Origin of the sequence: Burkholderia sp. CpTa8-5 (assembly GCF_017815045.1) — a bacterium.
Classification (GTDB): domain Bacteria; phylum Pseudomonadota; class Gammaproteobacteria; order Burkholderiales; family Burkholderiaceae; genus Burkholderia; species Burkholderia sola.
Genome location: NZ_JAGIQD010000013.1, coordinates 151,983 through 177,212, shown reverse-complemented (window position 1 = coordinate 177,212; position 25,230 = coordinate 151,983). Strand labels below are relative to the sequence as shown.

34 protein-coding genes are annotated in these 25,230 nt (G+C 63.4%); 30 read left to right on the top strand and 4 right to left on the bottom strand.

The window, feature by feature from the left end; genetic code table 11:
- Positions 1-9: 9 nt before the first annotated feature.
- The 24 genes from rpsC (at position 10) to dsbD (ending at position 13,487) form a co-directional block, all read left to right on the top strand.
- Positions 10-810 carry a 30S ribosomal protein S3 gene (rpsC, locus tag J8I35_RS21020; protein ID WP_006482899.1) on the top strand — a complete coding sequence of 267 codons (801 nt, stop codon included), beginning with the start codon at positions 10-12 and terminating at the stop codon, positions 808-810.
- Positions 811-812: 2 nt separating this feature from the next.
- The gene (gene rplP, locus J8I35_RS21015) at positions 813-1,229 is read left to right on the top strand and encodes a 50S ribosomal protein L16 (RefSeq protein ID WP_006482873.1); all 417 of its coding nucleotides are present in this window, start codon (positions 813-815) and stop codon (positions 1,227-1,229) included.
- Positions 1,230-1,238: 9 nt separating this feature from the next.
- Positions 1,239-1,433 carry a 50S ribosomal protein L29 gene (gene rpmC, locus J8I35_RS21010; RefSeq protein ID WP_006400652.1) on the top strand — a complete coding sequence of 65 codons (195 nt, stop codon included), beginning with the start codon at positions 1,239-1,241 and terminating at the stop codon, positions 1,431-1,433.
- Entirely contained in the window at positions 1,430-1,702 is a 273-nt protein-coding gene (gene rpsQ / locus J8I35_RS21005) for a 30S ribosomal protein S17 (protein ID WP_006477189.1), read from the top strand. Before rpmC ends, rpsQ begins: the two co-directional genes overlap by 4 nt.
- A gap of 309 nt (positions 1,703-2,011) precedes the next feature.
- Complete coding sequence (rplN, locus tag J8I35_RS21000; RefSeq protein WP_006482918.1) at positions 2,012-2,380, top strand: 50S ribosomal protein L14; 369 nt, start codon at positions 2,012-2,014, stop codon at positions 2,378-2,380.
- A 9-nt stretch (positions 2,381-2,389) separates the two neighbouring features.
- Entirely contained in the window at positions 2,390-2,698 is a 309-nt protein-coding gene (gene rplX, locus J8I35_RS20995; protein WP_006477187.1) for a 50S ribosomal protein L24, read from the top strand.
- Between the two features lie 16 nt (positions 2,699-2,714).
- Positions 2,715-3,254 carry a 50S ribosomal protein L5 gene (rplE, locus tag J8I35_RS20990; protein ID WP_006477186.1) on the top strand — a complete coding sequence of 180 codons (540 nt, stop codon included), beginning with the start codon at positions 2,715-2,717 and terminating at the stop codon, positions 3,252-3,254.
- Between the two features lie 7 nt (positions 3,255-3,261).
- On the top strand, positions 3,262-3,567 hold the full coding sequence (gene rpsN / locus J8I35_RS20985) for a 30S ribosomal protein S14 (RefSeq protein WP_006482884.1): 306 nt from the start codon (positions 3,262-3,264) through the stop codon (positions 3,565-3,567).
- A 14-nt stretch (positions 3,568-3,581) separates the two neighbouring features.
- Positions 3,582-3,977 carry a 30S ribosomal protein S8 gene (rpsH, locus tag J8I35_RS20980; RefSeq protein ID WP_006477185.1) on the top strand — a complete coding sequence of 132 codons (396 nt, stop codon included), beginning with the start codon at positions 3,582-3,584 and terminating at the stop codon, positions 3,975-3,977.
- An 18-nt stretch (positions 3,978-3,995) separates the two neighbouring features.
- Positions 3,996-4,526, top strand: a complete 531-nt coding sequence (rplF, locus tag J8I35_RS20975) for a 50S ribosomal protein L6 (RefSeq protein ID WP_006477184.1) — start codon at positions 3,996-3,998, stop codon at positions 4,524-4,526.
- 12 nt (positions 4,527-4,538) lie between these two features.
- Complete coding sequence (rplR, locus tag J8I35_RS20970) at positions 4,539-4,904, top strand: 50S ribosomal protein L18 (protein ID WP_006477183.1); 366 nt, start codon at positions 4,539-4,541, stop codon at positions 4,902-4,904.
- A gap of 14 nt (positions 4,905-4,918) precedes the next feature.
- A complete protein-coding gene (gene rpsE / locus J8I35_RS20965) occupies positions 4,919-5,437 on the top strand; it encodes a 30S ribosomal protein S5 (RefSeq protein ID WP_006752931.1) in 519 nt (172 codons plus the stop codon).
- 15 nt (positions 5,438-5,452) lie between these two features.
- Positions 5,453-5,635, top strand: a complete 183-nt coding sequence (rpmD, locus tag J8I35_RS20960) for a 50S ribosomal protein L30 (protein WP_006400644.1) — start codon at positions 5,453-5,455, stop codon at positions 5,633-5,635.
- A gap of 26 nt (positions 5,636-5,661) precedes the next feature.
- Entirely contained in the window at positions 5,662-6,096 is a 435-nt protein-coding gene (gene rplO, locus J8I35_RS20955) for a 50S ribosomal protein L15 (protein ID WP_006482880.1), read from the top strand.
- 42 nt (positions 6,097-6,138) lie between these two features.
- A complete protein-coding gene (gene secY, locus J8I35_RS20950; protein WP_050013167.1) occupies positions 6,139-7,488 on the top strand; it encodes a preprotein translocase subunit SecY in 1,350 nt (449 codons plus the stop codon).
- Positions 7,489-7,495: 7 nt separating this feature from the next.
- The gene (gene infA, locus J8I35_RS20945; protein WP_004521905.1) at positions 7,496-7,714 is read left to right on the top strand and encodes a translation initiation factor IF-1; all 219 of its coding nucleotides are present in this window, start codon (positions 7,496-7,498) and stop codon (positions 7,712-7,714) included.
- Positions 7,715-7,734: 20 nt separating this feature from the next.
- Positions 7,735-7,851, top strand: a complete 117-nt coding sequence (gene rpmJ / locus J8I35_RS20940; protein WP_004199844.1) for a 50S ribosomal protein L36 — start codon at positions 7,735-7,737, stop codon at positions 7,849-7,851.
- A 38-nt stretch (positions 7,852-7,889) separates the two neighbouring features.
- Positions 7,890-8,255, top strand: a complete 366-nt coding sequence (gene rpsM, locus J8I35_RS20935) for a 30S ribosomal protein S13 (RefSeq protein ID WP_006477178.1) — start codon at positions 7,890-7,892, stop codon at positions 8,253-8,255.
- 28 nt (positions 8,256-8,283) lie between these two features.
- Positions 8,284-8,685, top strand: a complete 402-nt coding sequence (gene rpsK, locus J8I35_RS20930; protein ID WP_004197937.1) for a 30S ribosomal protein S11 — start codon at positions 8,284-8,286, stop codon at positions 8,683-8,685.
- A 154-nt stretch (positions 8,686-8,839) separates the two neighbouring features.
- On the top strand, positions 8,840-9,463 hold the full coding sequence (rpsD, locus tag J8I35_RS20925) for a 30S ribosomal protein S4 (protein WP_006477177.1): 624 nt from the start codon (positions 8,840-8,842) through the stop codon (positions 9,461-9,463).
- 124 nt (positions 9,464-9,587) lie between these two features.
- Entirely contained in the window at positions 9,588-10,565 is a 978-nt protein-coding gene (rpoA, locus tag J8I35_RS20920; RefSeq protein ID WP_006477176.1) for a DNA-directed RNA polymerase subunit alpha, read from the top strand.
- A 148-nt stretch (positions 10,566-10,713) separates the two neighbouring features.
- Complete coding sequence (rplQ, locus tag J8I35_RS20915) at positions 10,714-11,109, top strand: 50S ribosomal protein L17 (protein ID WP_006477175.1); 396 nt, start codon at positions 10,714-10,716, stop codon at positions 11,107-11,109.
- A 199-nt stretch (positions 11,110-11,308) separates the two neighbouring features.
- Complete coding sequence (gene cutA, locus J8I35_RS20910; protein WP_124557466.1) at positions 11,309-11,635, top strand: divalent-cation tolerance protein CutA; 327 nt, start codon at positions 11,309-11,311, stop codon at positions 11,633-11,635.
- The gene (gene dsbD, locus J8I35_RS20905) at positions 11,628-13,487 is read left to right on the top strand and encodes a protein-disulfide reductase DsbD (protein ID WP_209926809.1); all 1,860 of its coding nucleotides are present in this window, start codon (positions 11,628-11,630) and stop codon (positions 13,485-13,487) included. The genes cutA and dsbD overlap by 8 nt, the downstream gene beginning before the upstream one ends.
- Positions 13,488-13,616: 129 nt before the next feature.
- Here dsbD and hemB read toward each other — a convergent pair whose 3' ends face one another.
- Positions 13,617-14,615, bottom strand: coding sequence for a porphobilinogen synthase (hemB, locus tag J8I35_RS20900; protein WP_050013164.1), 999 nt, complete (start codon positions 14,613-14,615; stop codon positions 13,617-13,619).
- A 253-nt stretch (positions 14,616-14,868) separates the two neighbouring features.
- On the bottom strand, positions 14,869-15,528 hold the full coding sequence (yihA, locus tag J8I35_RS20895) for a ribosome biogenesis GTP-binding protein YihA/YsxC (protein WP_050013163.1): 660 nt from the start codon (positions 15,526-15,528) through the stop codon (positions 14,869-14,871).
- A 214-nt stretch (positions 15,529-15,742) separates the two neighbouring features.
- Here yihA and J8I35_RS20890 point away from each other — a divergent pair, with 214 nt between their 5' ends.
- The 5 genes from J8I35_RS20890 (at position 15,743) to msrQ (ending at position 21,870) form a co-directional block, all read left to right on the top strand.
- A complete protein-coding gene (locus J8I35_RS20890) occupies positions 15,743-16,396 on the top strand; it encodes a c-type cytochrome (protein WP_050013162.1) in 654 nt (217 codons plus the stop codon).
- Positions 16,397-16,610: 214 nt separating this feature from the next.
- Positions 16,611-18,824 (top strand): cytochrome c biogenesis protein ResB, encoded by a 2,214-nt coding sequence (locus tag J8I35_RS20885; RefSeq protein WP_050013161.1) that lies wholly within the window; start codon positions 16,611-16,613, stop codon positions 18,822-18,824.
- A gap of 4 nt (positions 18,825-18,828) precedes the next feature.
- Complete coding sequence (gene ccsB, locus J8I35_RS20880; protein WP_050013160.1) at positions 18,829-20,007, top strand: c-type cytochrome biogenesis protein CcsB; 1,179 nt, start codon at positions 18,829-18,831, stop codon at positions 20,005-20,007.
- 160 nt (positions 20,008-20,167) lie between these two features.
- Entirely contained in the window at positions 20,168-21,163 is a 996-nt protein-coding gene (msrP, locus tag J8I35_RS20875) for a protein-methionine-sulfoxide reductase catalytic subunit MsrP (RefSeq protein WP_124557469.1), read from the top strand.
- Positions 21,164-21,183: 20 nt separating this feature from the next.
- The gene (msrQ, locus tag J8I35_RS20870) at positions 21,184-21,870 is read left to right on the top strand and encodes a protein-methionine-sulfoxide reductase heme-binding subunit MsrQ (RefSeq protein ID WP_209926808.1); all 687 of its coding nucleotides are present in this window, start codon (positions 21,184-21,186) and stop codon (positions 21,868-21,870) included.
- A gap of 81 nt (positions 21,871-21,951) precedes the next feature.
- Here msrQ and J8I35_RS20865 read toward each other — a convergent pair whose 3' ends face one another.
- The gene (locus tag J8I35_RS20865) at positions 21,952-22,230 is read right to left on the bottom strand and encodes a lipoprotein (protein WP_209926806.1); all 279 of its coding nucleotides are present in this window, start codon (positions 22,228-22,230) and stop codon (positions 21,952-21,954) included.
- 36 nt (positions 22,231-22,266) lie between these two features.
- Here J8I35_RS20865 and cyaY point away from each other — a divergent pair, with 36 nt between their 5' ends.
- Positions 22,267-22,593 (top strand): iron donor protein CyaY, encoded by a 327-nt coding sequence (gene cyaY, locus J8I35_RS20860; RefSeq protein WP_050013156.1) that lies wholly within the window; start codon positions 22,267-22,269, stop codon positions 22,591-22,593.
- 81 nt (positions 22,594-22,674) lie between these two features.
- On the opposite strand, the gene J8I35_RS20855 is transcribed toward cyaY, so the two are convergent.
- Positions 22,675-25,068 carry a penicillin-binding protein 1A gene (locus J8I35_RS20855; protein WP_209926805.1) on the bottom strand — a complete coding sequence of 798 codons (2,394 nt, stop codon included), beginning with the start codon at positions 25,066-25,068 and terminating at the stop codon, positions 22,675-22,677.
- Between the last annotated feature and the right edge of the window lie 162 nt (positions 25,069-25,230).

Genomic DNA, 25,230 nt, shown 5'->3' with positions numbered 1-25,230 from the left:
AGCCATACGATGGGACAGAAAATTCATCCGACTGGCTTCCGCCTGGCTGTCAGCCGCAATTGGGCTTCGCGTTGGTACGCGAACAACAACAATTTCGCGGCGATGCTGCAGGAAGACATCGGTGTTCGTGAGTACCTGAAGAAGAAGCTGAAGAACGCTTCGGTCGGTCGGGTCGTCATCGAGCGTCCGGCGAAGAACGCGCGCATCACGATTTACAGCTCGCGTCCGGGCGTGGTCATCGGCAAGAAGGGCGAGGATATCGAACAGCTGAAGACGGAACTGCAACGCCGCATGGGCGTGCCGGTTCACGTCAACATCGAAGAAATCCGCAAGCCGGAAACCGATGCTCAGCTGATCGCTGACTCGATCACGCAACAGCTCGAGCGCCGGATCATGTTCCGTCGCGCGATGAAGCGTGCGATGCAGAACGCGATGCGTCTGGGTGCCCAAGGCATCAAGATCATGAGCGCAGGCCGTCTGAACGGTATCGAAATCGCTCGTACGGAGTGGTATCGCGAAGGTCGCGTGCCGCTTCACACGCTGCGTGCTGATATCGACTACGCGACTTCGGAAGCGAAGACGACTTACGGGATCATCGGCGTCAAGGTGTGGGTCTACAAGGGCGATACGCTCGGCCGCAACGACGCACCGGTGGTGGAAGAAGTAGCCGAAGACAAGCGTCCGCGTCGCAATGCGCGTCCGGGCGACCGTCGTCCGCGCCGTGACGGCGAAGGCGGCGCTCCGGGTGCTCGTCGTGGCGCACCGCGCCGTGGCGCCGGCAAGCCCGAAGACGGCAAGACTGGAGAATAACGATGCTGCAACCGAAACGCAGAAAGTATCGTAAAGAGCAGAAGGGTCGTAACACCGGCAAGGCGACGCGCGGCAACGCAGTGTCGTTCGGTGAATTCGGCCTGAAGGCGATCGGTCGCGGTCGTTTGACCGCACGTCAGATTGAAGCGGCGCGTCGTGCAATGACGCGTCACATCAAGCGTGGCGGCCGCATCTGGATCCGGATCTTCCCGGACAAGCCGATTTCGCAGAAGCCGGCCGAAGTGCGTATGGGTAACGGTAAGGGTAACCCGGAGTACTACGTCGCCGAGATTCAGCCGGGCAAGATGCTCTATGAAATGGACGGCGTAACCGAAGAACTGGCACGCGAAGCGTTCCGTCTGGCCGCAGCCAAGCTGCCGCTGAAGACGGCATTCATCGTGCGCCAGCTCGGCGCCTAAGGAGAAAACATGAAGGCTTCCGAACTTCTCCAGAAAGACCAGGCCGCGCTCAACAAGGAGCTGGCGGACCTGCTGAAGGCGCAATTCGGCCTGCGCATGCAACTCGCGACCCAGCAGCTCACGAACACGAGCCAGCTGAAGAAGGTTCGTCGCGACATCGCACGTGTGCGGACCGTCATGACTCAGAAGGCGAACCAGAAATGAACGATAGCGTGAAAACCTCGCTGAAGCGGACGCTGGTCGGTCGGGTCGTCAGCAACAAGATGGACAAGACCGTCACCGTGCTGATCGAGCACCGCGTCAAGCATCCGATCTACGGCAAGTATGTCGTGCGCTCGAAGAAGTACCACGCGCACGATGAAGCGAACACCTACAACGAAGGCGATCTCGTCGAAATCCAGGAAACGCGTCCTGTTTCGAAGACGAAGGCCTGGACGGTGTCGCGCCTCGTCGAAGCCGCTCGCGTCATCTAAGCGGGCAGCGCAGTAGGCAGTAACGGGCACTTCGTCACGAAGTGCTTGAAATCGCAAAGTTTTTGCTTGCGGGACCAGGATTATTTGTTATAATCCTGGTCTTCCCTCTTTATGGGAGCCCCGTCGCGGGCGAAGTTGGTGGGGGAAGCGGACTGGCGCCTGTCTGTCCGAAAGATTCACCGAATTGCGATGGCGGGTTTCGTTTGCCGTCGCTGCTGTTCCAACCCAAGCAGCCGATTGGCTGACGGGACCAAGACTGACCGAATGCATCATGGTGGTGCATCCGGATTAAGTTGGGAAAGACAAACCATGATCCAGACCGAATCTCGGCTCGAAGTAGCCGACAACACGGGTGCACGTGAAGTCCTGTGCATCAAGGTGCTCGGCGGCTCGAAGCGTCGTTATGCCGGCATTGGCGACATCATCAAGGTGAGCGTCAAAGAGGCAACGCCGCGCGGGCGCGTGAAGAAAGGCGAAATCTACAACGCCGTGGTGGTTCGCACCGCCAAGGGCGTGCGCCGTCAAGACGGCTCGCTGATCAAGTTCGACGGCAACGCCGCTGTGCTTTTGAATAACAAGCTCGAGCCGATCGGCACCCGTATCTTCGGGCCGGTGACGCGTGAGCTGCGTAGCGAACGATTCATGAAGATCGTTTCGCTGGCGCCGGAAGTGCTGTAAGGAGTCGCGATGAACAAGATTCGCAAAGGTGACGAAGTCATCGTCGTCACTGGCAAGGACAAGGGCAAGCGCGGCGTCGTGCTGGCTGTCGGTGCTGAACATGTGACGGTTGAAGGTATCAACCTCGTCAAGAAGCATGTGAAGCCGAACCCGATGAAGGGTACGACGGGCGGCGTGGAAGCGAAGACGATGCCCCTGCATATTTCGAACGTCGCACTGGTCGACGCGAATGGCAAGGCGTCGCGTGTTGGCATCAAGGTCGAGGAAGGCAAGAAGGTTCGCTTCCTGAAGACGACCGGTGCCGTACTGAGCGCCTGACGCAGCGGAGTAAAAAATGGCTCGTTTTCAAGAGTTTTACAAAGAAAAGGTTGTGCCCGGCCTGATCGAGAAGTTCGGTTACAAGTCGGTCATGGAAGTGCCGCGCATCACCAAGATCACGCTGAACATGGGTCTTGGCGAAGCGATCGCTGACAAGAAGATCATCGAGAACGCCGTTGGCGACCTCACGAAGATCGCCGGCCAGAAGCCGGTCGTCACGAAGGCTCGCAAGGCAATCGCAGGCTTCAAGATCCGCCAGGGTTATCCCATCGGCGCGATGGTGACGCTGCGTGGCCAGGCGATGTACGAATTCCTCGACCGTTTCGTGACGGTTGCCCTGCCCCGCGTGCGTGACTTCCGCGGTGTGTCGGGTCGTGCTTTCGATGGCCGTGGCAACTACAACATCGGTGTGAAAGAGCAGATCATTTTCCCCGAAATCGATTACGACAAGATCGACGCACTGCGTGGGCTGAACATCAGCATCACGACGACTGCGAAGACCGACGACGAAGCAAAGGCTCTGCTCGCCAGCTTCAAGTTCCCGTTCAGAAACTGAGGTTACCGTGGCTAAACTGGCACTGATCGAACGTGAAAAGAAGCGCGCCCGCCTGGTCGCGAAGTTCGCAGCAAAGCGCGAAGCGCTGAAGGCGATCGTCGAAGACCAAAGCAAGTCGGAAGAAGAGCGCTACGAAGCACGCCTGGAGCTGCAGCAACTGCCCCGCAACGCAAACCCGACCCGCCAGCGTAACCGCTGCGCGATCACGGGCCGTCCGCGTGGCACGTTCCGTAAATTCGGCCTCGCGCGTAACAAGATTCGTGAAATCGCATTCCGTGGCGAGATTCCTGGCCTGACCAAGGCGAGCTGGTAATAGGAGAAACGTAAATGAGCATGAGTGATCCTATCGCCGATATGCTGACTCGCATCCGCAACGCGCAGATGGTCGAGAAGGTATCGGTCGCGATGCCCTCGTCGAAGGTCAAGGTTGCAATCGCGCAAGTCCTGAAGGACGAAGGCTATATCGACGATTTCGCCGTGAAGGCGGAAGGTGCGAAGTCCGAACTGAATATCGCGCTGAAGTACTACGCAGGTCGCCCGGTCATCGAACGCCTCGAGCGCGTGTCGAAGCCTGGTCTGCGCGTGTACCGCGGCCGCAACGACATTCCGCAGGTCATGAATGGCCTCGGTGTGGCAATCGTGTCGACGCCGAAGGGCGTGATGACCGACCGCAAGGCGCGCGCTACCGGCGTCGGCGGCGAAGTCATCTGCTACGTCGCTTAAAGCCGAGGAGAGAGAAACATGTCTCGAGTAGGTAAGAGCCCGATCGCGCTGCAAGGCGCGGAAGTCAAGCTGGCCGACGGTGCAATCACCGTCAAGGGTCCGCTGGGCACCATCACGCAAGCGATCAATCCGCTCGTGAACGTGGCGAACAACGACGGCACGCTGAATCTGTCGCCGGTCGACGAAAGCCGCGAAGCAAATGCACTGTCGGGCACGATGCGCGCGATCATCGCGAATGCCGTGCACGGCGTGACCAAGGGTTTCGAGCGCAAGCTGACGCTGGTTGGCGTCGGTTACCGTGCGCAAGCGCAAGGCGACAAGCTGAACCTGTCGCTGGGTTTCTCGCACCCGGTGGTGCACCAGATGCCGGAAGGCGTCAAGGCTGAAACCCCGACGCAAACCGAAATCGTGATCAAGGGGATCAACAAGCAACAAGTCGGTCAAGTGGCTGCGGAAGTCCGCGGTTACCGTCCGCCGGAGCCCTACAAGGGCAAGGGCGTGCGTTATGCCGACGAGGTTGTGATCCTCAAAGAAACGAAGAAGAAGTAAGGGTGCGCAATCATGGATAAGACTCAATCTCGCCTGCGCCGCGCTCGCCAGACGCGTATCAAGATCGCTGAGCTGCAGGTCGCGCGTCTCGCCGTGCATCGCACGAACACGCACATCTACGCTCAAGTGTTCTCGCCCTGCGGCACCAAGGTGCTCGCCAGCGCGTCGACGCTCGAGGCAGAAGTGCGCGCAGAACTGGCCGACAAGTCGGGCAAGGGCGGCAACGTCAATGCCGCGACGCTGATCGGCAAGCGTATTGCCGAAAAGGCAAAGGCTGCCGGCATCGAATCCGTCGCCTTCGACCGCTCGGGCTTCCGCTACCACGGCCGCGTCAAGGCGCTGGCTGAGGCAGCTCGCGAAGCTGGGCTCAAGTTCTAAGGAAGGAATTCGTCATGGCAAAGATGCAAGCGAAAGTTCAGGCTGACGAGCGCGACGACGGCCTTCGCGAAAAGATGATTTCGGTCAATCGCGTGACCAAGGTCGTGAAGGGTGGCCGTATTCTCGGCTTCGCCGCACTGACCGTGGTTGGCGACGGTGATGGCCGCATCGGTATGGGCAAGGGCAAGGCGAAGGAAGTGCCGGTCGCTGTCCAGAAGGCAATGGAACAAGCTCGCCGCAACATGTTCAAGGTGCCGCTCAAGAACGGCACGCTGCAGCACGAAGTGCACGGCAAGCACGGCGCATCCGCTGTCCTCCTCGCTCCGGCGAAGGCAGGTACGGGCGTGATCGCCGGCGGCCCGATGCGCGCAGTGTTCGACGTGATGGGCGTTCAGAACGTCGTGGCGAAGAGCCACGGTTCGACGAACCCGTACAACCTCGTTCGCGCCACGCTGGACGGCCTGCGCAAGCAGTCGACCCCGGCAGACATCGCGGCGAAGCGCGGCAAGTCCGTCGAAGATATTTTGGGCTAAGCCCGGGTGGTCACCATGTCTGAAAAAACTGTCAAGGTTCAGCTCGTGAAGAGCCTGATCGGGACCCGCGAATCGCACCGCGCGACCGTGCGTGGCCTGGGCCTGCGCCGACTCAACTCGGTTAGCGAGCTGCAGGACACGCCGGCGGTCCGCGGCATGATCAACAAGGTCTCGTACCTCGTTAAGGTCATCGCGTAAGCGGCCCTACGGATCAAGGAGTTGATATGGAATTGAATAACCTGAAGCCGGCAGCTGGCGCCAAGCACGCCAAGCGTCGCGTCGGTCGTGGCATCGGTTCGGGCCTCGGCAAGACGGCTGGCCGTGGTCACAAGGGTCAGAAATCGCGTTCGGGCGGCTTCCACAAAGTCGGTTTCGAAGGCGGTCAGATGCCGCTGCAACGTCGTCTGCCGAAGCGCGGCTTCACGTCGCTGACGAAGGAATTCGTCGGTGAAGTGCGCCTGGGCGACCTCGAGAAGCTGCCGGTCGACGAGATCGATCTGCTCGCACTGAAGCAAGCCGGCCTGGTCGGCGAGCTGACGAAGAGCGCAAAGATCATCGCGACGGGCGAACTGAAGCGCAAGATCGTCGTGAAGGGTCTCGGTGCCACCAAGGGTGCGCGCGCTGCGATCGAAGCGGCTGGCGGTTCGTTCGCCGAGTGACACGCGTAGCGCGTCGTCACTTGCATTCATCGGAGAAGGTACTTGGCTAACAGCCCGAGTCTTGCAAAACCCGGTCGAAGCACGGCGAAATTCGGCGATCTGCGCCGGCGAGCGATGTTCCTGCTCCTGGCGCTGATCGTCTATCGCATCGGCGCGCACATTCCCGTGCCGGGCATCGATCCGGATCAACTGGCCAAGCTGTTCCAGAGCCAGGCGGGCGGCATCCTGGGCATGTTCAACATGTTCTCGGGTGGCGCACTTTCCCGCTTCACGATCTTTGCGCTGGGGATCATGCCGTACATCTCGGCGTCGATCATCATGCAGTTGCTGGCGATCGTGTCGCCGCAGCTCGAGGCGCTGAAGAAGGAAGGGCAGGCAGGGCAACGGAAGATCACGCAGTACACGCGGTATTTCACCGTGGTGCTCGCGACCTTCCAGGCATTCGGTATCGCGGCCGCGCTGGAAAACCAGCCGGGCCTCGTCACCGATCCCGGCACGCTGTTCCGTCTGACGACGGTCGTGACGCTGGTGACGGGCACGATGTTCCTGATGTGGCTCGGCGAGCAGATTACCGAGCGTGGTCTGGGCAACGGTATCTCGATCATCATCTTCGGCGGGATCGCAGCAGGGTTCCCGAATGCCGTGGGCGGGTTGTTCGAGCTGGTGCGTACGGGTTCGATGAGCATCATTTCGGCGATCATCATCGTCGTTCTGATCGCCGCGGTGACTTACCTGGTCGTGTTCATCGAACGCGGTCAGCGCAAGATCCTCGTGAACTACGCGAAGCGCCAGGTCGGCAACAAGATCTACGGTGGGCAGTCGTCGCATCTGCCGCTGAAGCTGAACATGTCGGGCGTGATTCCGCCGATCTTTGCATCGTCGATCATTCTGTTCCCGGCAACGATTCTCGGCTGGTTCAGTACCGGTCAGCCGACGGGAAGCTGGATTTCCAATACGTTGCATAACGTTGCGGAAGCGCTGAAGCCGGGCCAGCCGGTCTACGTGCTGCTGTACACGCTGGCAATCGTGTTTTTCTGCTTCTTCTACACCGCACTGGTGTTCAACAGCAGGGAGACCGCGGACAACCTGAAGAAGAGCGGCGCGTTTGTTCCGGGCATCCGTCCGGGCGATCAGACCGCACGATATATCGACCGCATCCTCACGCGTCTGACGCTGGCCGGTGCGATCTACATCGTCTTCGTGTGTCTGCTGCCGGAATTCCTGGTGCTGCGCTGGAACGTGCCGTTTTATTTTGGTGGAACGTCGCTGCTGATCATTGTCGTCGTCACGATGGACTTTATGGCGCAGGTGCAGTCGTACGTTATGTCGCAACAGTATGAGTCTCTGCTCAAGAAGGCAAACTTCAAGGGCGGCAACATCCCGATGCGTTGAAAGGACTATGGCCAAAGACGATGTAATCCAGATGCAGGGCGAGGTGATTGAAAACCTCCCGAATGCGACCTTCCGTGTGAAGCTGGAAAACGGCCATGTCGTGTTGGGGCATATTTCCGGAAAGATGCGGATGCACTACATCCGCATTCTGCCCGGCGACAAGGTGACGGTTGAGTTGACGCCTTACGATCTGTCTCGTGCGCGGATCGTGTTCCGGGCGAAGTGATTTGAAAAAAGGGTATTATCATGAAAGTGATGGCATCGGTTAAGCGCATTTGCCGCAATTGCAAGATCATCAAGCGCAAAGGCGTCGTTCGCGTGATCTGCAGCTCGGATCCGCGCCACAAGCAGCGCCAAGGCTGACCGCGCGTTTGTTTGCGCTTTTTGTTTGAGGAAAAACAATGGCTCGTATCGCAGGGGTTAACATCCCGAATCACCAGCACACCGAGATCGGCCTGACGGCTATCTTTGGTGTCGGCCGCACCCGTTCGCGCAGCATCTGCGTGGCAGCTGGCGTCGATTTTTCGAAGAAGGTCAAGGATCTGACCGACGCAGACCTGGAAAAGCTGCGTGAAGAAGTGGGCAAGTTTGTCGTCGAAGGCGATCTGCGCCGTGAAGTGACGATGAACATCAAGCGCCTGATGGACCTCGGTTGCTACCGTGGCGTCCGTCATCGCAAGGGCCTGCCGATGCGCGGTCAGCGTACGCGTACGAACGCACGTACCCGCAAGGGTCCGCGTCGTGCAGCGCAAGCGCTGAAGAAGTAAGCGGAACTGACAGTTACAGGAAAACGTAATGGCTAAGGCTTCGAACACCGCGGCGCAACGCGTTCGCAAGAAGGTTAAGAAGAACGTCGCTGAAGGCGTGGTTCACGTTCACGCGTCGTTCAACAACACGATCATCACGATCACCGATCGCCAAGGCAACGCTCTGGCATGGGCGACGTCGGGCGGCCAGGGCTTCAAGGGCTCGCGCAAATCGACGCCGTTCGCCGCTCAGGTCGCAGCTGAATCGGCTGGCCGCGTCGCGATGGAATATGGCGTGAAGAATCTGGAAGTGCGGATCAAGGGCCCGGGCCCGGGTCGCGAGTCGGCAGTGCGTGCACTGCACGGCCTCGGCATCAAGATCACCGCGATTTCGGACGTCACCCCGATTCCGCACAACGGCTGCCGTCCGCCGAAGCGTCGTCGTATCTAAGGATGTGCTGGCACGTTCGTGCTAGCGCATTGCCTGTCGCCGCTCAGCGTCGACGGGCGTTGCTTTTTTGATTGACTAAGCCCACCGTTCGCCCCAAAGGGAGCGGACTAGCGCGGATTTCGATCCGCGTGACTGATTGATAAAGGAATGCAAAGTGGCACGTTATATCGGCCCCAAAGCCAAGCTGTCCCGCCGTGAAGGCACCGACCTGTTCCTGAAGAGCGCGCGCCGCTCGCTCGCCGACAAGTGCAAGCTCGACAGCAAGCCGGGCCAGCACGGCCGTACCTCGGGCGCACGTACGTCCGACTACGGTACGCAGCTGCGCGAAAAGCAGAAGGTCAAGCGTATCTACGGCGTGCTGGAACGTCAGTTCCGTCGCTACTTCGCTGAAGCCGATCGCCGCAAGGGCAACACGGGTGAAAACCTGCTGCAACTGCTCGAGTCGCGCCTCGACAACGTCGTGTATCGCATGGGCTTCGGCTCGACCCGCGCTGAAGCGCGTCAGCTGGTGAGCCACAAGTCGATCACCGTGAACGGCGTCGTCGCAAACGTCCCGTCGCAGCAAGTGAAGGCGGGTGACGTCGTCGCGATCCGCGAAAAGGCGAAGAAGCAGGCGCGTATCGTCGAAGCGCTGTCGCTGGCCGAGCAAGGCGGCATGCCGAGCTGGGTTGCAGTCGATGCGAAGAAGTTCGAAGGCACGTTCAAGCAAATGCCGGAACGCGCTGAAATCGCAGGCGACATCAACGAAAGCCTGATCGTCGAATTGTATTCGCGTTAATCCGATTGACGGCCGAGGTACCCCGATTGCGTTGCGCAAGGAGGGGCCTCGGCTGTTTATTTTCTGGTTGTTACCGGTCAGCCTTATCGGTGTAACGAGCCGAGGGTATTGAAAAGGAAAGCCCATGCAAACCAGTTTGCTGAAACCCAAGATCATCGCCGTGGAATCGCTGGGCGAGAACCACGCGAGGGTGGTCATGGAACCGTTCGAACGCGGTTACGGCCACACCTTGGGCAATGCGCTTCGCCGCGTGCTGCTGTCGTCGATGGTAGGCTACGCGCCGACCGAAGTCACGATCGCAGGCGTGGTGCACGAGTACTCGACGCTGGATGGCGTGCAGGAAGACGTCGTCAACCTGCTGCTGAACCTGAAGGGCGTGGTGTTCAAGCTGCATAATCGTGACGAAGTGACGGTTACGCTGCGCAAGGAAGGTGAAGGCGTCGTGACGGCCGGCGATATCGAGCTGGCGCACGATTGCGAAGTCATCAACCCGAATCACGTGATTGCGCACCTGTCGAAGGGCGGCAAGCTCGACGTTCAGATCAAGATCGAAAAGGGTCGCGGCTATGTGCCCGGCAACGTCCGTCGCTACGGCGAAGACACGGCCAAGATCATCGGCCGCATCGTCCTCGACGCATCGTTCTCGCCGGTTCGCCGCGTGAGCTATGCGGTCGAAAGCGCACGGGTCGAGCAGCGTACCGACCTCGACAAGCTCGTGATGAACATCGAGACGAGCGGCGTGATCACGCCGGAAGAAGCGATCCGCCAGTCGGCCCGCATCCTGGTCGACCAGTTGTCCGTGTTCGCGGCGCTGGAAGGCACGGAAACGGCAGCCGAAGCGCCGTCGCGTGCACCGCAGATCGATCCGATCCTGCTGCGTCCGGTGGACGATCTCGAGCTGACGGTTCGTTCGGCGAACTGCCTGAAGGCCGAGAACATCTACTACATCGGCGATCTGATCCAGCGCACGGAAAACGAGCTGCTGAAGACGCCGAACCTCGGTCGCAAGTCGCTCAACGAGATCAAGGAAGTGCTCGCTTCGCGCGGTCTCACGCTGGGCATGAAGCTCGAGAACTGGCCGCCGGCTGGTCTCGACAAGTAATCCCGGTTGTAGCCTGGCTATCGCTGTAGTTGGCAAAGATGCGGATTTTCCTTTAAAATCCGCATCTTGCTTTTTTCGTTACCGGCCCGTGCGCCCTCCGAGGCGCGATAGAAGAGCTGGACCAAAACTTTGAATCAAGGAAACTGAAATGCGCCATCGTCATGGTCTGCGGAAACTGAACCGCACGAGCAGCCACCGTCTGGCTATGCTCCGTAACATGTCCAACTCGCTGATCGAGCACGAAGTCATCAAGACGACGCTGCCGAAGGCGAAGGAACTCCGTAAAGTCGTCGAGCCGCTGATCACGCTTGGCAAGAAGCCGTCGCTGGCAAACCGTCGCCTGGCGTTCAACCGCCTGCGCGATCGTGACTCGGTCGCGAAGCTGTTCGACGTGCTCGGTCCGCGTTTCGCGAACCGTCCGGGCGGCTACCTGCGCGTGCTGAAGTTCGGCTTCCGCGTGGGCGACAACGCACCGATGGCACTGGTCGAACTGCTCGACCGTCCGGAAGTCGACGAAACGGAAAACGTGCAAGAAGCTGAATAAGCTTCCGGTACGCAGCAGGATCTGAAAGGGGCCGAGCGATTGCTTGGCCCTTTTTGTTTTTGGGATGCCGGTTGCGGTCGATTGTCGCAGGCTGGTGCCGGCAGCGTTGCGCGGGCTGCGCTACGATACGGGCAACCGGTGCGGTCCCTGGACGGGTAACCGGCGCCGGCAGGCGCCTGCAGACCAGCGAGGAGAGCGGATGATAGTGGTGCTGATGCTGACGACGGTCCCCGATGCGGCGACGGCCGCGGCGCTCGCCGACGGCGCGCTCGACGCGCGGCTTGCCGCGTGCGTGTCGGAGCTCGGTACGATCAAGTCGCGCTATCACTGGCAGGGCAAGGTCGAAACGGCCGACGAGATCCAGTTGCTGTTCAAGACGAGCCCGGTTCGGGCGCTCGAACTGGAGCGATTTATTCTCGCGCATCATCCGTACGAGACGCCTGAAATCGTCTCGTGGCAGACGACGGCATCGGCCGCGTATGGCCAATGGGTGACCAACGAAACTCAACGTTTATTTCATGTTTAACGGTATGGCGCTTTCGGTGCGCGTGCGCGCGCTGCGGTTTCTTGCGGTCCTGTTGTCGTTCGTGCTCGTGCTCGTGCTCGTGCTGAGCGGGCTGTCCGCCGCGCGTGCGGCCGACGATTTCCTCGATCCGTCGGTTGCGTTCAAGTGCAGCGCGAGCGAATCGCCGGGACAGGTGGACGTCCGCTTCAAGATCGCCAACGGCTACTACATGTACCGGGAGCGCTTCGCGTTCGCGGTGAAAAGCGGCCAAGCCACGCTCGGCGAGCCGCAATTCCCGGCCGGCCACGTGAAGTTCGACCAGACGTTCCAGAAGGACGTCGAGACCTACCGCGATGAAGTCGTCGTTCACGTGCCGGTGAAGCAGGCGGCCGGGCCGTTCGAGCTCGCGGTGACGTCGCAAGGGTGTGCGGACGAAGGAATCTGTTATCCGCCGGCCGAGCACGTGATGAAGGTCGATGGCGCCGCGCTCGGCGCCGCGTCGCCGTCCGGCGACACGGCTGCCGCGGGCAGCTGGTTCGACAAGGTCACGAGCGCCGATTTCGCGCAGTCGCTGCTCGAAGGCCACGGCTTCTTCACGATCGTCGCGCTCTATTTCGTCGCGGGTGTCGTGCTGAGCCTGCTGCCGTGTTCGTACCCGATGATTCCGATCGTGTCCGCGATCATCATCGGCCAGGGCACGCGCGCGACGCATGCACGCGGCTTCGCGCTGTCGCTGACCTACGTGGTCGGCATGGCGCTGGTCTACACGGTGCTCGGCATCGCCGCCGCGCTGGTCGGCCAGAGCCTCGGCGCATGGTTGCAGAACCCGTGGGTGCTCGGCGCGTTCGGCGTGCTGCTGAGCGCGTTCGCGGTGTCGCTGATCTCGGGCAAGGACATCGCGCTGCCGGAGCGCTGGCAGAACGGCGCGGCCGAGGCATCGAGCGCGCGCCAGGGCGGCCACTTCGTCGCGGTCGCGGCGATGGGCGCGTTGTCGGCGCTGGTCGTCGGCGCGTGCATGACGGCGCCGCTGTTCGCGGTGCTCGCGTTCATCGCGCACACCGGCAATGCGTGGCTCGGCGGCGCGGCGCTGTTCGCGATGGGGCTGGGCCTCGGCGTGCCGCTGCTGGTCGTCGGCGTCGGAGCGGGGACGGTGCTGCCGCGCGCAGGCGCGTGGATGGACGGCGTGAAGGTGTTCTTCGGCATCGTGCTGCTCGCGGCCGCGCTGTGGATCGTGTGGCCGGTGCTGGCGGGCGGGCTGAAGATGGTGCTCGCGGCGTTGTGGCTGCTGATCGCCGCCGCAGCGCTCGGGTTGTTCACGCCGAATGCCGGCGCCGCGTCGATCTGGCGCCGCCTGGGCCGCGGCGTAGGCGCCGCGCTCGCGATCTGGGCCGCGACGCTGCTCGTCGGCCTGGCTGCGGGCTCGACCGATCCCGTCAAGCCGCTGGCCGTGCTGGCGGCGCGTACGGTGGCGTCCGGCGGCGCGGCGACGGCCGGCGCGGCTGCCGCGCAGGACGGCCCCGCGTTTGCCCCGGTGCGCTCCAGCGGCGAACTCGACGCGCTGCTGAAGACGTCGGGCCAGCCGGTGATGCTGGACTTCTACGCCGACTGGTGCGTGAGCTGCAAGGAGATGGAGCATCTGACCTTCACCGACGCGCGCGTGCAGGCGCGGCTCGCGCAGCTTCACCTCGTGCGCGCGGACGTCACCGCGAACAACCCGGACGATCAGGCGCTGCTCAAGCGCTTCAACCTGTTCGGGCCACCGGGCATCATCTTCTTCGATCGCAATGGCCGCGAGATCGGCCGCGTGGTCGGCTATCAGGCGGCCGACACGTTCCTGCGCAGCCTCGATCGGGCGGCCGTTCCGACGGTATGACGACGGGCGGCTGCGGCGACCGGCGAACGGAAGATCCGCGGCCGGCTGACGGTCGCGATCGACGGTAAACAAAAAACGGCGGAACACCGAGGTGTCCCGCCGTTTTTGCTGGCGCGTGCCGGCGCGCGATCAGCGCTGCGCTTTCAGCAGACGCGCGGCATCGAGCGCGAAGTACGTGAGCACGCCGTCGGCGCCCGCACGCTTGAACGCGAGCAGCGATTCGAGCACGACCTTGTCGTGGTCGAGCCAGCCGTTCATCGCGGCCGCCTTCAACATCGCGTATTCGCCGCTCACCTGGTACACGTAGGTCGGGAAGCGGAACTCGTCTTTCACGCGGCGCACGATGTCGAGATACGGCATGCCGGGCTTGACCATCACCATGTCGGCGCCTTCGTCGATGTCGAGGCGCACTTCGCGCAGCGCTTCGTCGCTGTTCGCCGGATCCATCTGGTAGGTCATCTTGTTGCCCTTGCCCAGGTTGGACGCCGAACCGACCGCATCGCGGAACGGGCCGTAGAACGCCGATGCGAACTTCGCCGAATAGGCCATGATCCGCGTATGGATATGGCCGTCGCTTTCCAGCATCTCGCGGATCGCGCCGATGCGGCCGTCCATCATGTCCGACGGCGCGACGATGTCGACGCCGGCTTCCGCCTGCGCACGCGCCTGGTCGACCAGGATCTCGATCGTGTCGTCGTTGATCACATAGGCGTTTTCGTCGAGCACGCCATCCTGGCCGTGACTCGTGTACGGATCGAGCGCGACGTCCGTCAGCACGCCCAGTTCGGGGAAGTGCTTCTTCAGCTCGCGCACCGCGCGCGGGATCAGGCCTTCCGGATTGGCCGCCTCGCGGCCGTCGGGTGTCTTCAGCGACGGCTCGATGGCCGGGAACAGCGACAGCACGGGCACGCCGAGTTCGACGCACTGCTCGGCGACGTGCATCAGCAGATCGACCGACACGCGCTCGACGCCGGGCATCGACGGGATGGGCTGGCGCTCGTTGGTGCCTTCGACGACGAATACCGGGTAGATCAGGTCGTCGGTGGTCAGGCGGTTTTCGCGCATCAGGCGGCGGGAGAAGTCGTCGCGGCGCATCCGGCGCGGACGATGAAGCGGATGGAAGCTCATGGCGATTTGGCAGAAATCAGGGCAAGAAGGACCTTACGGAACCCTTAGGTCATTTTCGAGATCGTTGGTATATGATAGCGATCGAGCGGCACGCGTTGCGTGCAGCTCCCCGCTTCTCCTCCCTGAGCGGGTGCCTGTCGTTTTTCGATTAGGCTGTTTGACCCGCCGTTCAACGGCGGGTTTTTTTATGAGCCGGCCGAATCCGCAGGCGCCGTCAGGTGCGCAGGGCCGATCCCAGCCGCGCGTTGCCCGCTCATTGTGCTACAGGCTCGCTGTTTTCGTCGGCGACGGACGGCCGCAGCCAGCTCTCGATCAGTTCATGGGCCTCGTCGAGCCCCGTGCGCTTCAGCGCCGAGAACAGCTGGACCGTCAGCTTGCCCTTCACGCCCTGGTCGCGATACGCGTCGAGCCCCTTCTGCGTGTTGCGCAACGCGTTGATGCTTTCCTGGCGCGTCAATTTGTCGCACTTGGTCAGCAGCGTGTGGATCGGCTTGCCGGTCGGCGCGAACCATTCGATCATGCGCCGATCGAGATCGGTCAGCGGACGGCGCGAATCCATCATCAGGATCAGGCCGCAGAGCTGCGAGCGCGTCGCGAGATAGGACGACAGCAGCATTTCCCAGTGCGCCTTCGCGGCGCCGGGCACTTCCGCATAGCCGTAGCCGGGCAGATCGACGAGGTTCGCGACGGGCTCGGCGGCCGGGCCGACGGAGAAGTAGTTGATATGCTGCGTGCGGCCGGGCGTCTTCGACGCGAAGGCCAGCCGCTTCTGGTTGCACAGCACGTTGATCGCCGTCGACTTGCCGGCATTCGAGCGGCCCGCGAACGCGATTTCCGGCTGGACCGTCGGCGGCAGGTCGCGCAGATGGTTGACGGTCGTGTAGAAGCGGGCTTGATGGAGCAGAAAGGCCATGGGAACCGGAAGGACGGGCGGCGCGAGCCGCGTGGTGGAGGCGGGGTAGCCCCGATAGGCGCGGGAGCTTTCAGCACGATATTGTACAATACGGCGGTTTTGCCGAAGGCCACCGGGCGCCTGCCTCGCGCTTTTATGTGGCTTCTGCGGTAGACTGAACGCCGTCGTTTTTTGCAGAACCTCAAATTCCCACAAGACGAAACAGGGTGTGCGAATGAATCGACTGTGCAAGTCTCTGATGGTGCTTCAGGTTGCAGCAGGGTTCGTAGGTTTCGTAGCGGAGGCAAACGCGGCAGATGCGGCCAAGCCGGATCTGGACCGCGGCAAGGCGATTGCCGGGCAGGTCTGCGCGTCGTGTCACGGCGCCGACGGCAACAGCGCGTCGGGCAGTTTCCCGAAGCTCGCCGGCCAGCATCCCGAATATCTGGTCAAGCAGTTGAACGACTTCAAGACGCAGCCGGGCGCGAAGGGGCCGGTGCGTAACAACGCGGTGATGGTCGGATTCGCGAGCGCGTTGAGCGCGGACGACATGCGCAACGTCGCCGCGTACTACGGGTCGCAGACGACGAAGCTCGGTACCGCACGCAATGCGGCGACGGTGCCGATCGGCCAGAAGATCTATCGCGGCGGCATCGCGGAAAAGGGCGTTCCCGCCTGCGCGAGCTGCCACGGGCCGACGGGGCAGGGGATCCCGGTCCAGTACCCGCGTCTGTCGGGGCAATGGGCCGATTACACGGTCGCGCAGTTGACCGCGTTCCAGCAGGGTGCCGGCGCGCGCAACAACAACGAGGCGATGCATCAGATCGCGTCGCGGCTCTCGGATACCGAGATCAAGGCCGTCGCGGATTACATCGCGGGCCTGCGTTGAGCGGTCAGCCGCGAATGGAATGACCGGGCGCCCGAAGGGCGGCCGGAGTCAGAACAAGAAAAGGGTGGGGCGCCGCGCCGTCGCGGTTGCCTCGCCCTTCTTTTTTGCCGGCACTCGCCGGGCCGGGATGGCGCGGCTGGCAGGCGATGGGGAGCTGCGCTCCCCGAGCGAACATAGTGAGCGTGGGGGTGGTTTCCCCTTAGTCGGAGTTTGAATGAGCGTTACCACGTCGGGGTTGCAGTCGAAGTCGGGTCAGGGTGCGTCGAAACGTGCGGTCGAGTTGCTGAGCTCGATGCGTTTCGCGATCGCGCTGCTGGTGGTGCTGTCGATCGCGAGCATCATCGGCACGGTCCTGACCCAGGACGATCCGTATCCGAACTACGTGAACCAGTTCGGGCCGTTCTGGGCGGACATCTTCCGTTCGCTCGGCCTGTACAACGTGTACAGCGCGTGGTGGTTCATGCTGATCCTGATCTTCCTCGTCACGTCGATCTCGCTGTGCGTGATCCGCAACGCGCCGAAGATGCTCGCCGATGCGAAGAGCTGGAAGGACAAGGTCCGCGAAGGCAGCCTGCGCGCCTTCCACCACAAGGCCGAATACACGGCGTCCGGCACGCGCGCGAGCGTCGCGGCGACGCTCGCCGCCTTCGTCACGAAGGCTGGCTACAAGCACGTCGTGCGTGAAACCGACGGCGCGACGCTGATCTCCGCGAAGCGCGGCGCGATGACCAAGTGGGGCTATATCTCCGCGCACCTCGCGATCGTCGTGATCTGTATCGGCGGCCTGCTCGACAGCAACCTGCCGATCAAATTCCAGATGCTGATGTTCGGCAAGAGCCCGGTCAACACGAGCGCGACGATCAGCGATATCTCGCCCGACCATCGGCTGTCCGCGTCGAACCCGACCTTCCGCGGCTACGCGTGGGTGCCGGAGGGCCAGTTCGTGTCGACCGCGATCCTGAACCAGCCGAGCGGCTCGCTGATTCAGGATCTGCCGTTCTCGATCCAGCTCGACAAATTCATCGTCGATTACTACACGACCGGCATGCCGAAGCTGTTCGCGAGCGACATCGTCGTGATCGATCGCGAGACCGGCCGGAAGATCCCGGCGCGGGTGGAGGTCAACAAGCCGTTCACGTACAAGGGCGTGTCGATCTATCAGTCGAGCTTCCAGGACGGCGGCTCGCAGATGCAGATGACGGCCTATCCGATGACGGGCAGCCACGCGGCGACCGTCCCCGTGAAGGGCACGATCGGCAGCTCGGCGCCGCTGCAGGTCCCGGGCGCCGACGGCGACACGATCGAATTCTCCGATTTCCGCGCGATCAACGTCGAGAACATGGCCGACGCGAAAGGCAAGCCGGACGTGCGCGGCGTCGCGACCACCAGCTCGCTGAAGGAAGTGTTCGACGAGCGGCTCGGCTCGGGCGCGAAGACGTCGAAGCCGACGCAGCTCCACAACATCGGGCCGTCGGTGCAGTACAAGATTCGCGGCAAGGACGGCCAGGCGCGCGAATTCAACAACTACATGCTACCCGTCGACATGAACGGCGAGCGCGTGTTCCTCGCCGGCGTGCGCGCGAGTCCGAACGATCCGTTCCGCTACATGCGGATTCCGGCCGACAGCCAGGATTCGATCGGCGAATGGATGCGCCTGCGCGCCGCGCTCGAGGATCCGGCCGTGCGCACCGAGGCCGCCGCGCGCTTCGCGCAGCGCTCGCTGCCGGGCGACGCGTCGCTGCGCGGGCGCCTGCAGGACAGTGCGTCGAAGGTGCTGACCCTTTTCGCGGCGAGCGACGACAGCGTCGGCCGCGGCGCGGACGGCCAGCCGATCGGCGGCTTCCAGGCGGTGGCGACGTTCATCGACCGCTCGGTGCCGAAGGGCGAGCAGGAGAAGGCCGCGAGCCTGCTGTTGCGGATGCTCGAGGGCTCGATGTGGGAGGTGTGGCAGATCGCGCGCGAGCATGCGGGCGAGCCGGCCGCGCAACAAGGCGCCGACACGATCCGCTTCGTGCAGAACGCGATCAATGCGCTATCCGACAGCTTCCTGTATGGATCGCCGGTCTATTTGCAGCTTGACTCCTTCAAGCAGGTGCAAGCTTCGGTATTTCAGCTGACGCGCGCGCCCGGCAAGAATCTGGTGTATCTTGGCAGCCTGCTGCTGGTCGCCGGCATCTTCTCGATGTTCTACGTGCGCGAGCGGCGGCTCTGGTTCTGGCTGAAGGACGCCGGTTCGGGCGTCGAGGTGGTGATGGCCATGTCCACGGCCCGCAAGACCTTCGATTTCGAGAAAGAATTCGTGCAGACGCGCGACGCGGCCGGCGCCGCCTTGCACGCCGCACCTCGCGACGCCGCACCCGCCGGTGCGGCTTCGACGGCCCGCGCGCCTGCCGGCGGCGGTTCCGATTCCGAGAATTCCACCCGGTAACATCATGGATCTCACGCAAGTTTCCTCTTCCCGTACGGCGCCGGCAGCGTCGCCGCTGTTCGACGACCGTCCGTTCCTCGCGCGCCTGTCGCTGTTCGACTGGCTGTTCGCGCTGGCGCTGGTGGCGGGCGCGGGCTATGCGCTCGTGCACTACAACGCGCACATGGATTACTACGACAAGGCGGTGATGATCGGCACCGTGCCGGCGCTTGTCGCGCTCGGCTGGCGCTGGAAGCCCGCGCGGCTGATGATGGCGTCGATTGCCGTGCTGTCGCTGCTGTCGATCCAGATCTACCAGGGCGATCTCGCGCGCGCCGATTCGGCGTTCTTCCTCAAGTACTTCCTGTCGAGCCAGTCGGCGATCCTGTGGATGAGCGCGCTGTTCGTGCTCGCGACGATCTTCTACTGGATCGGCCTGCTCGCGCGCTCCGAAACGGGCGCCGCAATCGGCCAGAAGCTCACGTGGGTCGCCGTGCTGATGGGCTTCACCGGGCTGATGGTGCGCTGGTACGAGTCCTACCTGATCGGTGCGGACGTCGGGCATATCCCCGTGTCGAACCTGTATGAAGTGTTCGTCCTGTTCAGCCTGATCACCGCGCTGCTTTATCTGTATTACGAAGGCCACTACGGCACGCGTTCGCTCGGCGCGTTCGTGCTGCTGGTCATCAGCGCGGCGGTCGGCTTCCTGATGTGGTACTCGGTCGCACGCGATGCGCAGCAGATTCAGCCGCTCGTGCCGGCGCTGCAAAGCTGGTGGATGAAGATCCACGTGCCGGCGAACTTCATCGGCTACGGCAGCTTCGCGCTGTCGGCGATGGTGTCGGTCGCGTATCTGATGAAGGAGCGCGGGATCCTCGCGGATCGCCTGCCGACGCTGGAAGTGCTCGACGACGTGATGTACAAGTCGATCGCGGTTGGTTTCGCGTTCTTCACGATCGCGACGATCCTCGGCGCGCTGTGGGCGGCCGAAGCGTGGGGCGGCTACTGGAGCTGGGATCCGAAGGAAACCTGGGCGCTGATCGTGTGGCTGAACTACGCGGCGTGGCTGCACATGCGGCTGATGAAGGGCCTGCGCGGCGCGGTGGCCGCGTGGTGGGCGCTCACCGGCCTGCTGGTCACGACGTTCGCGTTCCTCGGCGTCAACATGTTCCTGTCCGGGCTGCACAGCTACGGCAAACTGTAAGATTTCCGACGCTCGTCCGACTATCGAACCGCCGGTGCACTGCGTGCCCGGCGGTTTTCTTTTGTAACGCGGCGGGCGAACCGGGCGTCGAACGGCGCGTGACGGGCCGGGTCGAACGCTGATGAAGCATGCGCGCCGCGCATGCGGGAGGAACTGCACGATGTGGATCAAACGCCCTTTGCGTAACGTACTGACCGGCGCGGACATCGCGCCGAGCGAGATCACCCCGCGCGCGGTGTTCGAGAACCGGCGGCGCGTATTGCAGGCGGCCGGCCTCGCGGCCGCGGGCGGCCTGTTTGGCGCCAGCGGCGCGGCGCTCGCCGCGTATGCGTCGCCCGATCCGCGCACGGCGAAGCTCGCGGCAAAAACGAACCCGAAGTTCGTCGCCATCGACAAGGTGACGCCGTTCAAGGACATCACGTCCTACAACAACTTCTACGAATTCGGCACCGACAAGAGCGACCCGGCGCAGAACGCCGGCACGCTGCGGCCGCGCCCGTGGCGCGTGAGCGTCGAAGGCGAGGTGCAGCACCCGAAAGTGTTCGATCTCGACGAGTTGCTGAAGCTCGCGCCGCTCGAGGAGCGCGTGTACCGGCTGCGCTGCGTCGAGGGCTGGTCGATGGTGATCCCGTGGATCGGCGTGCCGCTGTCCGAGCTGATCAAGCGCGTGCAGCCGACCGGCAACGCGAAATACGTGCAGTTCGTCACGCTGGCCGATCCGTCGCAGATGCCCGGCCTGTCGACGCCCGTGCTCGACTGGCCGTATTCGGAAGGGCTGCGCATGGACGAGGCGATGAATCCGCTGACGCTGCTGACGATGGGCGTCTACGGCCAGGTGCTGCCGAACCAGAATGGCGCGCCGGTGCGGATCGTCGTGCCGTGGAAGTACGGCTTCAAGAGCGCGAAGTCGCTCGTGAAGATCCGCTTCGTCGACAAGCAGCCGAAGACGAGCTGGAACACGTACGCCGCGAACGAGTACGGCTTTTATTCGAACGTGAACCCCAACGTCGATCATCCGCGCTGGAGCCAGGCGACCGAGCGGCGCATCGGCGAGGACGGCTTTTTCACGCCGAAGCGCAAGACACTGATGTTCAACGGCTACGGCGATCTGGTCGCCTCGATGTATCAGGGCATGGACCTGAAGAAGAATTTCTGAGCACGACGGTGAGAAACGACATGCGTCCTTCGACGCTCACTTCCGAGCGCGCCGCGGGTGTCCGGTCGGCCGCACGCACCGCGCGGACCGGTGCGATCCGTCCCGCCGCGCCGCGCTGGCTCGCACCGGCCAAGGTGCTGGCGTTCGCGGCCGGCCTGTATCCGCTCGGGCGCGTCGTGCTGTTCGGGCTGACGGACCGGCTGGGCGCGAACCCGATCGAATTCATCACGCGCTCGACCGGCTTGTGGACGCTCGTCCTGTTGTGCATCACGCTTGCCGTCACGCCGCTCAGGCGCATCACGGGCTTCGCGTCGCTGCTGCGCTTTCGCCGGATGATCGGGCTGTTCGCGTTCTTTTACGCGACGCTGCATTTCACGACCTACCTGTGGTTCGACAAGTGGTTCGACGTCGTCGCGATCCTGAAGGACGTCGGCAAGCGCCCGTTCATCACCGTCGGCTTCGCGGCGTTCGTGCTGCTGATTCCGCTCGCCGCGACGTCGCCGCGCGCGATGGTGCGCCGGCTGGGGCGCCACTGGGCGACGCTGCACAGCGCGATCTATGCGATCGCGCTGTTCGGCGTGCTGCACTTCTGGTGGATGCGGGCCGGCAAGCACGATCTCGCGCAGCCGAAGCTCTACGCGGCGATCGTCGCCGCGCTGCTCGGCTGGCGGCTGGTTGCGTGGGGCTGGCGGCGCGTGCGTGCGTGACGCGGCGGCCCGAAAAAACAAAAGGCGATGACCGGGGAGTCATCGCCTCGTTGCGCGCGCCGCGCGGGCGGCATCGCGTCGTTACTTCGTGGCTACCGGGCCCGATGCCGGGGCGGGCATGGTCGATGCGGTGCTCGACAGTTCGGGCGACAGCGTGAGCGGCGAGCCGGACGTGTCAGGCGTCTCGTCGGACGACGCGTTTTCGTCGGTCGGTTTCACGTCCGACGGCGGCGTGTTCTGCTGCTGGATCGGCTTGGGCATCGGGGGTACGGTGGGCAGATAGAGCGCGCCGCTTTGACCGCAGCCGGCAAGAATCGCCAAAGCCGCTACAATCGCGCTCATCCGGAAAACGACTCGCATGATCGTCCCTGAACAATTTAACCGATAGAGTTTAGCATGTCCGATACTGAATACCTGGCCCGTGCCGAGGCCGTGCTGGCGGCCGTCGAGCGTACCGTGGACGTCGCGAACGACGGCGATCACGACATCGATCTGGAGCGCAACGGCAGCGTGCTGACGCTGACGTTCGAAAACGGCTCGAAGATCATCGTCAACCTGCAACCGCCGATGAAGGAAGTGTGGATCGCCGCGAAGGCCGGTGGATTCCACTACCGTTTCGTCGACGGTGCGTGGCGCGATACGCGCACGGGCACCGAGTTCTTCTCGGCGCTCACCGAATACGCGACGCAGCAGGCCGGCCTGCCGATCACGTTCGGCGCGTGACGGCCGGGGCAGCGGGTCCCGAATGTCGTGCCCAAAGAAAAAGCGCCCCGCGGGGCGCTTTTTTCATGGTCGGGCCGCGGGTCAGTGGCCCTGGAACAGGTTCATGATGTCCTGCTTTTCCTGTTCGTCGACGTGCGGCACGGCCTCGTCGACGTTCTGCGCGGCCGGCGCCTGCGGCACGCCGACCGTCGACACGAAGCCGTGCCCCGGCGTGAACTCGGTGAAATACAGCTCGCCGCCGAGCGACTCGACGCCGTGCGGCACCGTCGGCTTGAATTCCGGCACGCCCTTCAGCGCCGCACCCATGTAGTCGATCCAGACCGGCAGCGACAGGCCGCCGCCGGTTTCGCGATCGCCGAGGCTGCGCGGATTGTCGTAGCCGATCCACGCGATCGCGGCGAGCGTGTGCTGGTAGCCGGCGAACCAGGCGTCGTGCGAGTCGTTCGTCGTGCCGGTCTTGCCCGCGAGGTCGGCGCGCTTCAGCACGTTGGTCCGCGCGCCCGTGCCGCGCTGCGCGACGCTCTGCAGCAGGCTGTTCATCACGTACGCGTTGCGCGCGTCGATCGCGCGCGGCGCGTTCTGCTCGGCGACGAGCGGCTGCGCGCGCGCGACGATCGCGCCGTTCGGATCGGTGACCTCGGCGATCAGGTACGGATTGACGCGGTAGCCGCCGTTCGCGAAGACCGAGTACGCGCCGGCCATCTGCAGCGGCGTGACCTGGCCGGCGCCGAGGGCCATCGGCAGGTAGGCCGGATGGCGCTCGGCGTCGAAGCCGAAGCGCGTGATGTATTGCTGCGCGTATTTCGTGCCGATGTGGTTCAGGATCCGGATCGACACGAGGTTGCGCGAGCGCTGCAGCGCGGTGCGCATCGACATCGGGCCCTCGAAGCCGCCGCCGTAGTTCTTCGGCTCCCACGGCTGGCCGCCCGTTTCCGCGGCGCTGAAATACAGCGGGCCGTCGTTGATCACGGTCGCCGGCCCGAGGCCCTTGTCGAGCGACGCCGAGTAGATGAACGGCTTGAACGACGAACCCGGTTGCCGCCATGCCTGCGTGACGTGGTTGAACTTGTTCTTGTTGTAGTCGAAGCCGCCGACGAGCGAGCGGATCGCGCCGTCTTGCGGGACGATCGACAGGAACGCACCCTCGACCTGCGGCAACTGCGTGATCGACCACTTGCCGGCGTCGTTCTTCACCACGCGGACGATTGCGCCCGGGCGGATCCGGCGGTTCGGCTGCGCGTTGGCCGACAGCGCGCCCGACGCGAAGCGCAGGTTGTCGCCGTCGATCGTCGCGGTACTGCCGTCGATGAACGCCACCGTGATCTGGCGCGGGCTCGCGGCCGTCACGACCGCGGCGATCAGCTCGCCGTTGTCGGGATGCTCGAGCAGCGCGTCGTCGATCGCCTGTTCGCGGTCGTCGGCACCGGCCGGCAGCTCGATGAAGCCTTCCGGCCCGCGATAGCCGTGACGGCGCTCGTAATCCATGATGCCCTTGCGCAGCGCGGTGTACGCGACCTGCTGATCCGCGGAATCGATCGTCGTGACGACGTTGAAGCCGCGCGTGTAGGTTTCCTCACGGTACTGCGCGTACATCATCTGTCTGACCATTTCGGCGACGTACTCCGCGTGCACGCTGAAATCGCGGCCCGGACCCTTGACGACGAGCGGCTGCGCGGACGCTTCGTCGTACTGTTCGCGCGTGATGAAGTTCAGCTCGAGCATCCGTTGCAGGATATATTCCTGGCGTACCTTCGCGCGCTTCGGGTTGACGACCGGGTTGTACGCGGACGGCGCCTTCGGCAGCCCCGCGAGCATCGCGGCTTCCGCGAGCGTGATGTCCTTCAGGTCCTTGCCGAAATAGACCCGTGCGGCGCTCGCGAAGCCGTACGCGCGCTGGCCGAGATAGATCTGATTCATGTAGACCTCGAGAATCTGATCCTTCGTCAGCGCGCGCTCGATCCGGTACGCGAGCAGCATCTCGTAGATCTTGCGCGTGTAGGTCTTCTCGCTCGACAGGAAGAAGTTGCGTGCGACCTGCATCGTGATCGTGCTCGCGCCCTGCGACGCGTGGCCGTTCGTCAGCGCGACGAAGCCGGCGCGGATGATGCCGGTGAGGTCGACGCCGCCGTGATCGTAGAAGCGCGCATCCTCGATCGCGAGGATCGCCTTCTTCAGCGAGTCGGGCACGTCCTTGAAATGGACGACGTCGCGGCGCTCCTCGCCGAATTCGCCGATCAGCACGTGATCGGACGTGTAGATGCGCAGCGGCACCTTCGGGCGATAGTCGGTCAGCGCATCGAGCGACGGCATGTTCGGCCAGGCCACGACGAGCGCGTAGCCGAGCACGAGGCCGCCGGCCACGACGAGGGCCACGCACATCGCGGCGAAGCCGAGCAGGACTTTTTGCCACCAGGGCCGCTTCTTCGGCTCCGGGGCGGGAGGCGGGGACGTAGGAGTCGTGGATTGCATAGGCATACCGGAAAACAGTCCCGCGATTATAGCTGCCCGGTAAGAGCGCTCCTGACGCGGGGGCCGCCCGTCGCCAAGCCGCGGGTCGGCGTGCCGTCAGCATAGTCCGTGCACGGCCGCCGTGGACCAATGCTGGCCGTTTGGCCGACTGTCGGCGGCGCGCGTCGC

What these genes read in the sequence shown, in the direction of transcription:
- rplO (WP_006482880.1), top strand. Translation starts at nt 5,662, where the DNA reads ATGGAATTGAATAACCTGAAGCCGGCAGCTGGCGCCAAGCACGCCAAG.
- rplN (WP_006482918.1), top strand. Translation starts at nt 2,012, where the DNA reads ATGATCCAGACCGAATCTCGGCTCGAAGTAGCCGACAACACGGGTGCA.
- J8I35_RS20885 (WP_050013161.1), top strand. Translation starts at nt 16,611, where the DNA reads ATGAGCGTTACCACGTCGGGGTTGCAGTCGAAGTCGGGTCAGGGTGCG.
- rpsM (WP_006477178.1), top strand. Translation starts at nt 7,890, where the DNA reads ATGGCTCGTATCGCAGGGGTTAACATCCCGAATCACCAGCACACCGAG.
- rpmD (WP_006400644.1), top strand. Translation starts at nt 5,453, where the DNA reads ATGTCTGAAAAAACTGTCAAGGTTCAGCTCGTGAAGAGCCTGATCGGG.
- rpoA (WP_006477176.1), top strand. Translation starts at nt 9,588, where the DNA reads ATGCAAACCAGTTTGCTGAAACCCAAGATCATCGCCGTGGAATCGCTG.
- rplQ (WP_006477175.1), top strand. Translation starts at nt 10,714, where the DNA reads ATGCGCCATCGTCATGGTCTGCGGAAACTGAACCGCACGAGCAGCCAC.
- rpsQ (WP_006477189.1), top strand. Translation starts at nt 1,430, where the DNA reads ATGAACGATAGCGTGAAAACCTCGCTGAAGCGGACGCTGGTCGGTCGG.
- rpmJ (WP_004199844.1), top strand. Translation starts at nt 7,735, where the DNA reads ATGAAAGTGATGGCATCGGTTAAGCGCATTTGCCGCAATTGCAAGATC.
- infA (WP_004521905.1), top strand. Translation starts at nt 7,496, where the DNA reads ATGGCCAAAGACGATGTAATCCAGATGCAGGGCGAGGTGATTGAAAAC.
- rplP (WP_006482873.1), top strand. Translation starts at nt 813, where the DNA reads ATGCTGCAACCGAAACGCAGAAAGTATCGTAAAGAGCAGAAGGGTCGT.
- rplX (WP_006477187.1), top strand. Translation starts at nt 2,390, where the DNA reads ATGAACAAGATTCGCAAAGGTGACGAAGTCATCGTCGTCACTGGCAAG.
- rpsE (WP_006752931.1), top strand. Translation starts at nt 4,919, where the DNA reads ATGGCAAAGATGCAAGCGAAAGTTCAGGCTGACGAGCGCGACGACGGC.
- ccsB (WP_050013160.1), top strand. Translation starts at nt 18,829, where the DNA reads ATGGATCTCACGCAAGTTTCCTCTTCCCGTACGGCGCCGGCAGCGTCG.
- cyaY (WP_050013156.1), top strand. Translation starts at nt 22,267, where the DNA reads ATGTCCGATACTGAATACCTGGCCCGTGCCGAGGCCGTGCTGGCGGCC.
- yihA (WP_050013163.1), bottom strand. Translation starts at nt 15,528, where the DNA reads ATGGCCTTTCTGCTCCATCAAGCCCGCTTCTACACGACCGTCAACCAT.
- rplF (WP_006477184.1), top strand. Translation starts at nt 3,996, where the DNA reads ATGTCTCGAGTAGGTAAGAGCCCGATCGCGCTGCAAGGCGCGGAAGTC.
- cutA (WP_124557466.1), top strand. Translation starts at nt 11,309, where the DNA reads ATGATAGTGGTGCTGATGCTGACGACGGTCCCCGATGCGGCGACGGCC.
- rpsK (WP_004197937.1), top strand. Translation starts at nt 8,284, where the DNA reads ATGGCTAAGGCTTCGAACACCGCGGCGCAACGCGTTCGCAAGAAGGTT.
- rplR (WP_006477183.1), top strand. Translation starts at nt 4,539, where the DNA reads ATGGATAAGACTCAATCTCGCCTGCGCCGCGCTCGCCAGACGCGTATC.
- hemB (WP_050013164.1), bottom strand. Translation starts at nt 14,615, where the DNA reads ATGAGCTTCCATCCGCTTCATCGTCCGCGCCGGATGCGCCGCGACGAC.
- J8I35_RS20865 (WP_209926806.1), bottom strand. Translation starts at nt 22,230, where the DNA reads ATGCGAGTCGTTTTCCGGATGAGCGCGATTGTAGCGGCTTTGGCGATT.
- J8I35_RS20890 (WP_050013162.1), top strand. Translation starts at nt 15,743, where the DNA reads ATGAATCGACTGTGCAAGTCTCTGATGGTGCTTCAGGTTGCAGCAGGG.
- msrQ (WP_209926808.1), top strand. Translation starts at nt 21,184, where the DNA reads ATGCGTCCTTCGACGCTCACTTCCGAGCGCGCCGCGGGTGTCCGGTCG.
- msrP (WP_124557469.1), top strand. Translation starts at nt 20,168, where the DNA reads ATGTGGATCAAACGCCCTTTGCGTAACGTACTGACCGGCGCGGACATC.
- J8I35_RS20855 (WP_209926805.1), bottom strand. Translation starts at nt 25,068, where the DNA reads ATGCCTATGCAATCCACGACTCCTACGTCCCCGCCTCCCGCCCCGGAG.
- dsbD (WP_209926809.1), top strand. Translation starts at nt 11,628, where the DNA reads ATGTTTAACGGTATGGCGCTTTCGGTGCGCGTGCGCGCGCTGCGGTTT.
- rplE (WP_006477186.1), top strand. Translation starts at nt 2,715, where the DNA reads ATGGCTCGTTTTCAAGAGTTTTACAAAGAAAAGGTTGTGCCCGGCCTG.
- rpsH (WP_006477185.1), top strand. Translation starts at nt 3,582, where the DNA reads ATGAGCATGAGTGATCCTATCGCCGATATGCTGACTCGCATCCGCAAC.
- rpsC (WP_006482899.1), top strand. Translation starts at nt 10, where the DNA reads ATGGGACAGAAAATTCATCCGACTGGCTTCCGCCTGGCTGTCAGCCGC.
- rpmC (WP_006400652.1), top strand. Translation starts at nt 1,239, where the DNA reads ATGAAGGCTTCCGAACTTCTCCAGAAAGACCAGGCCGCGCTCAACAAG.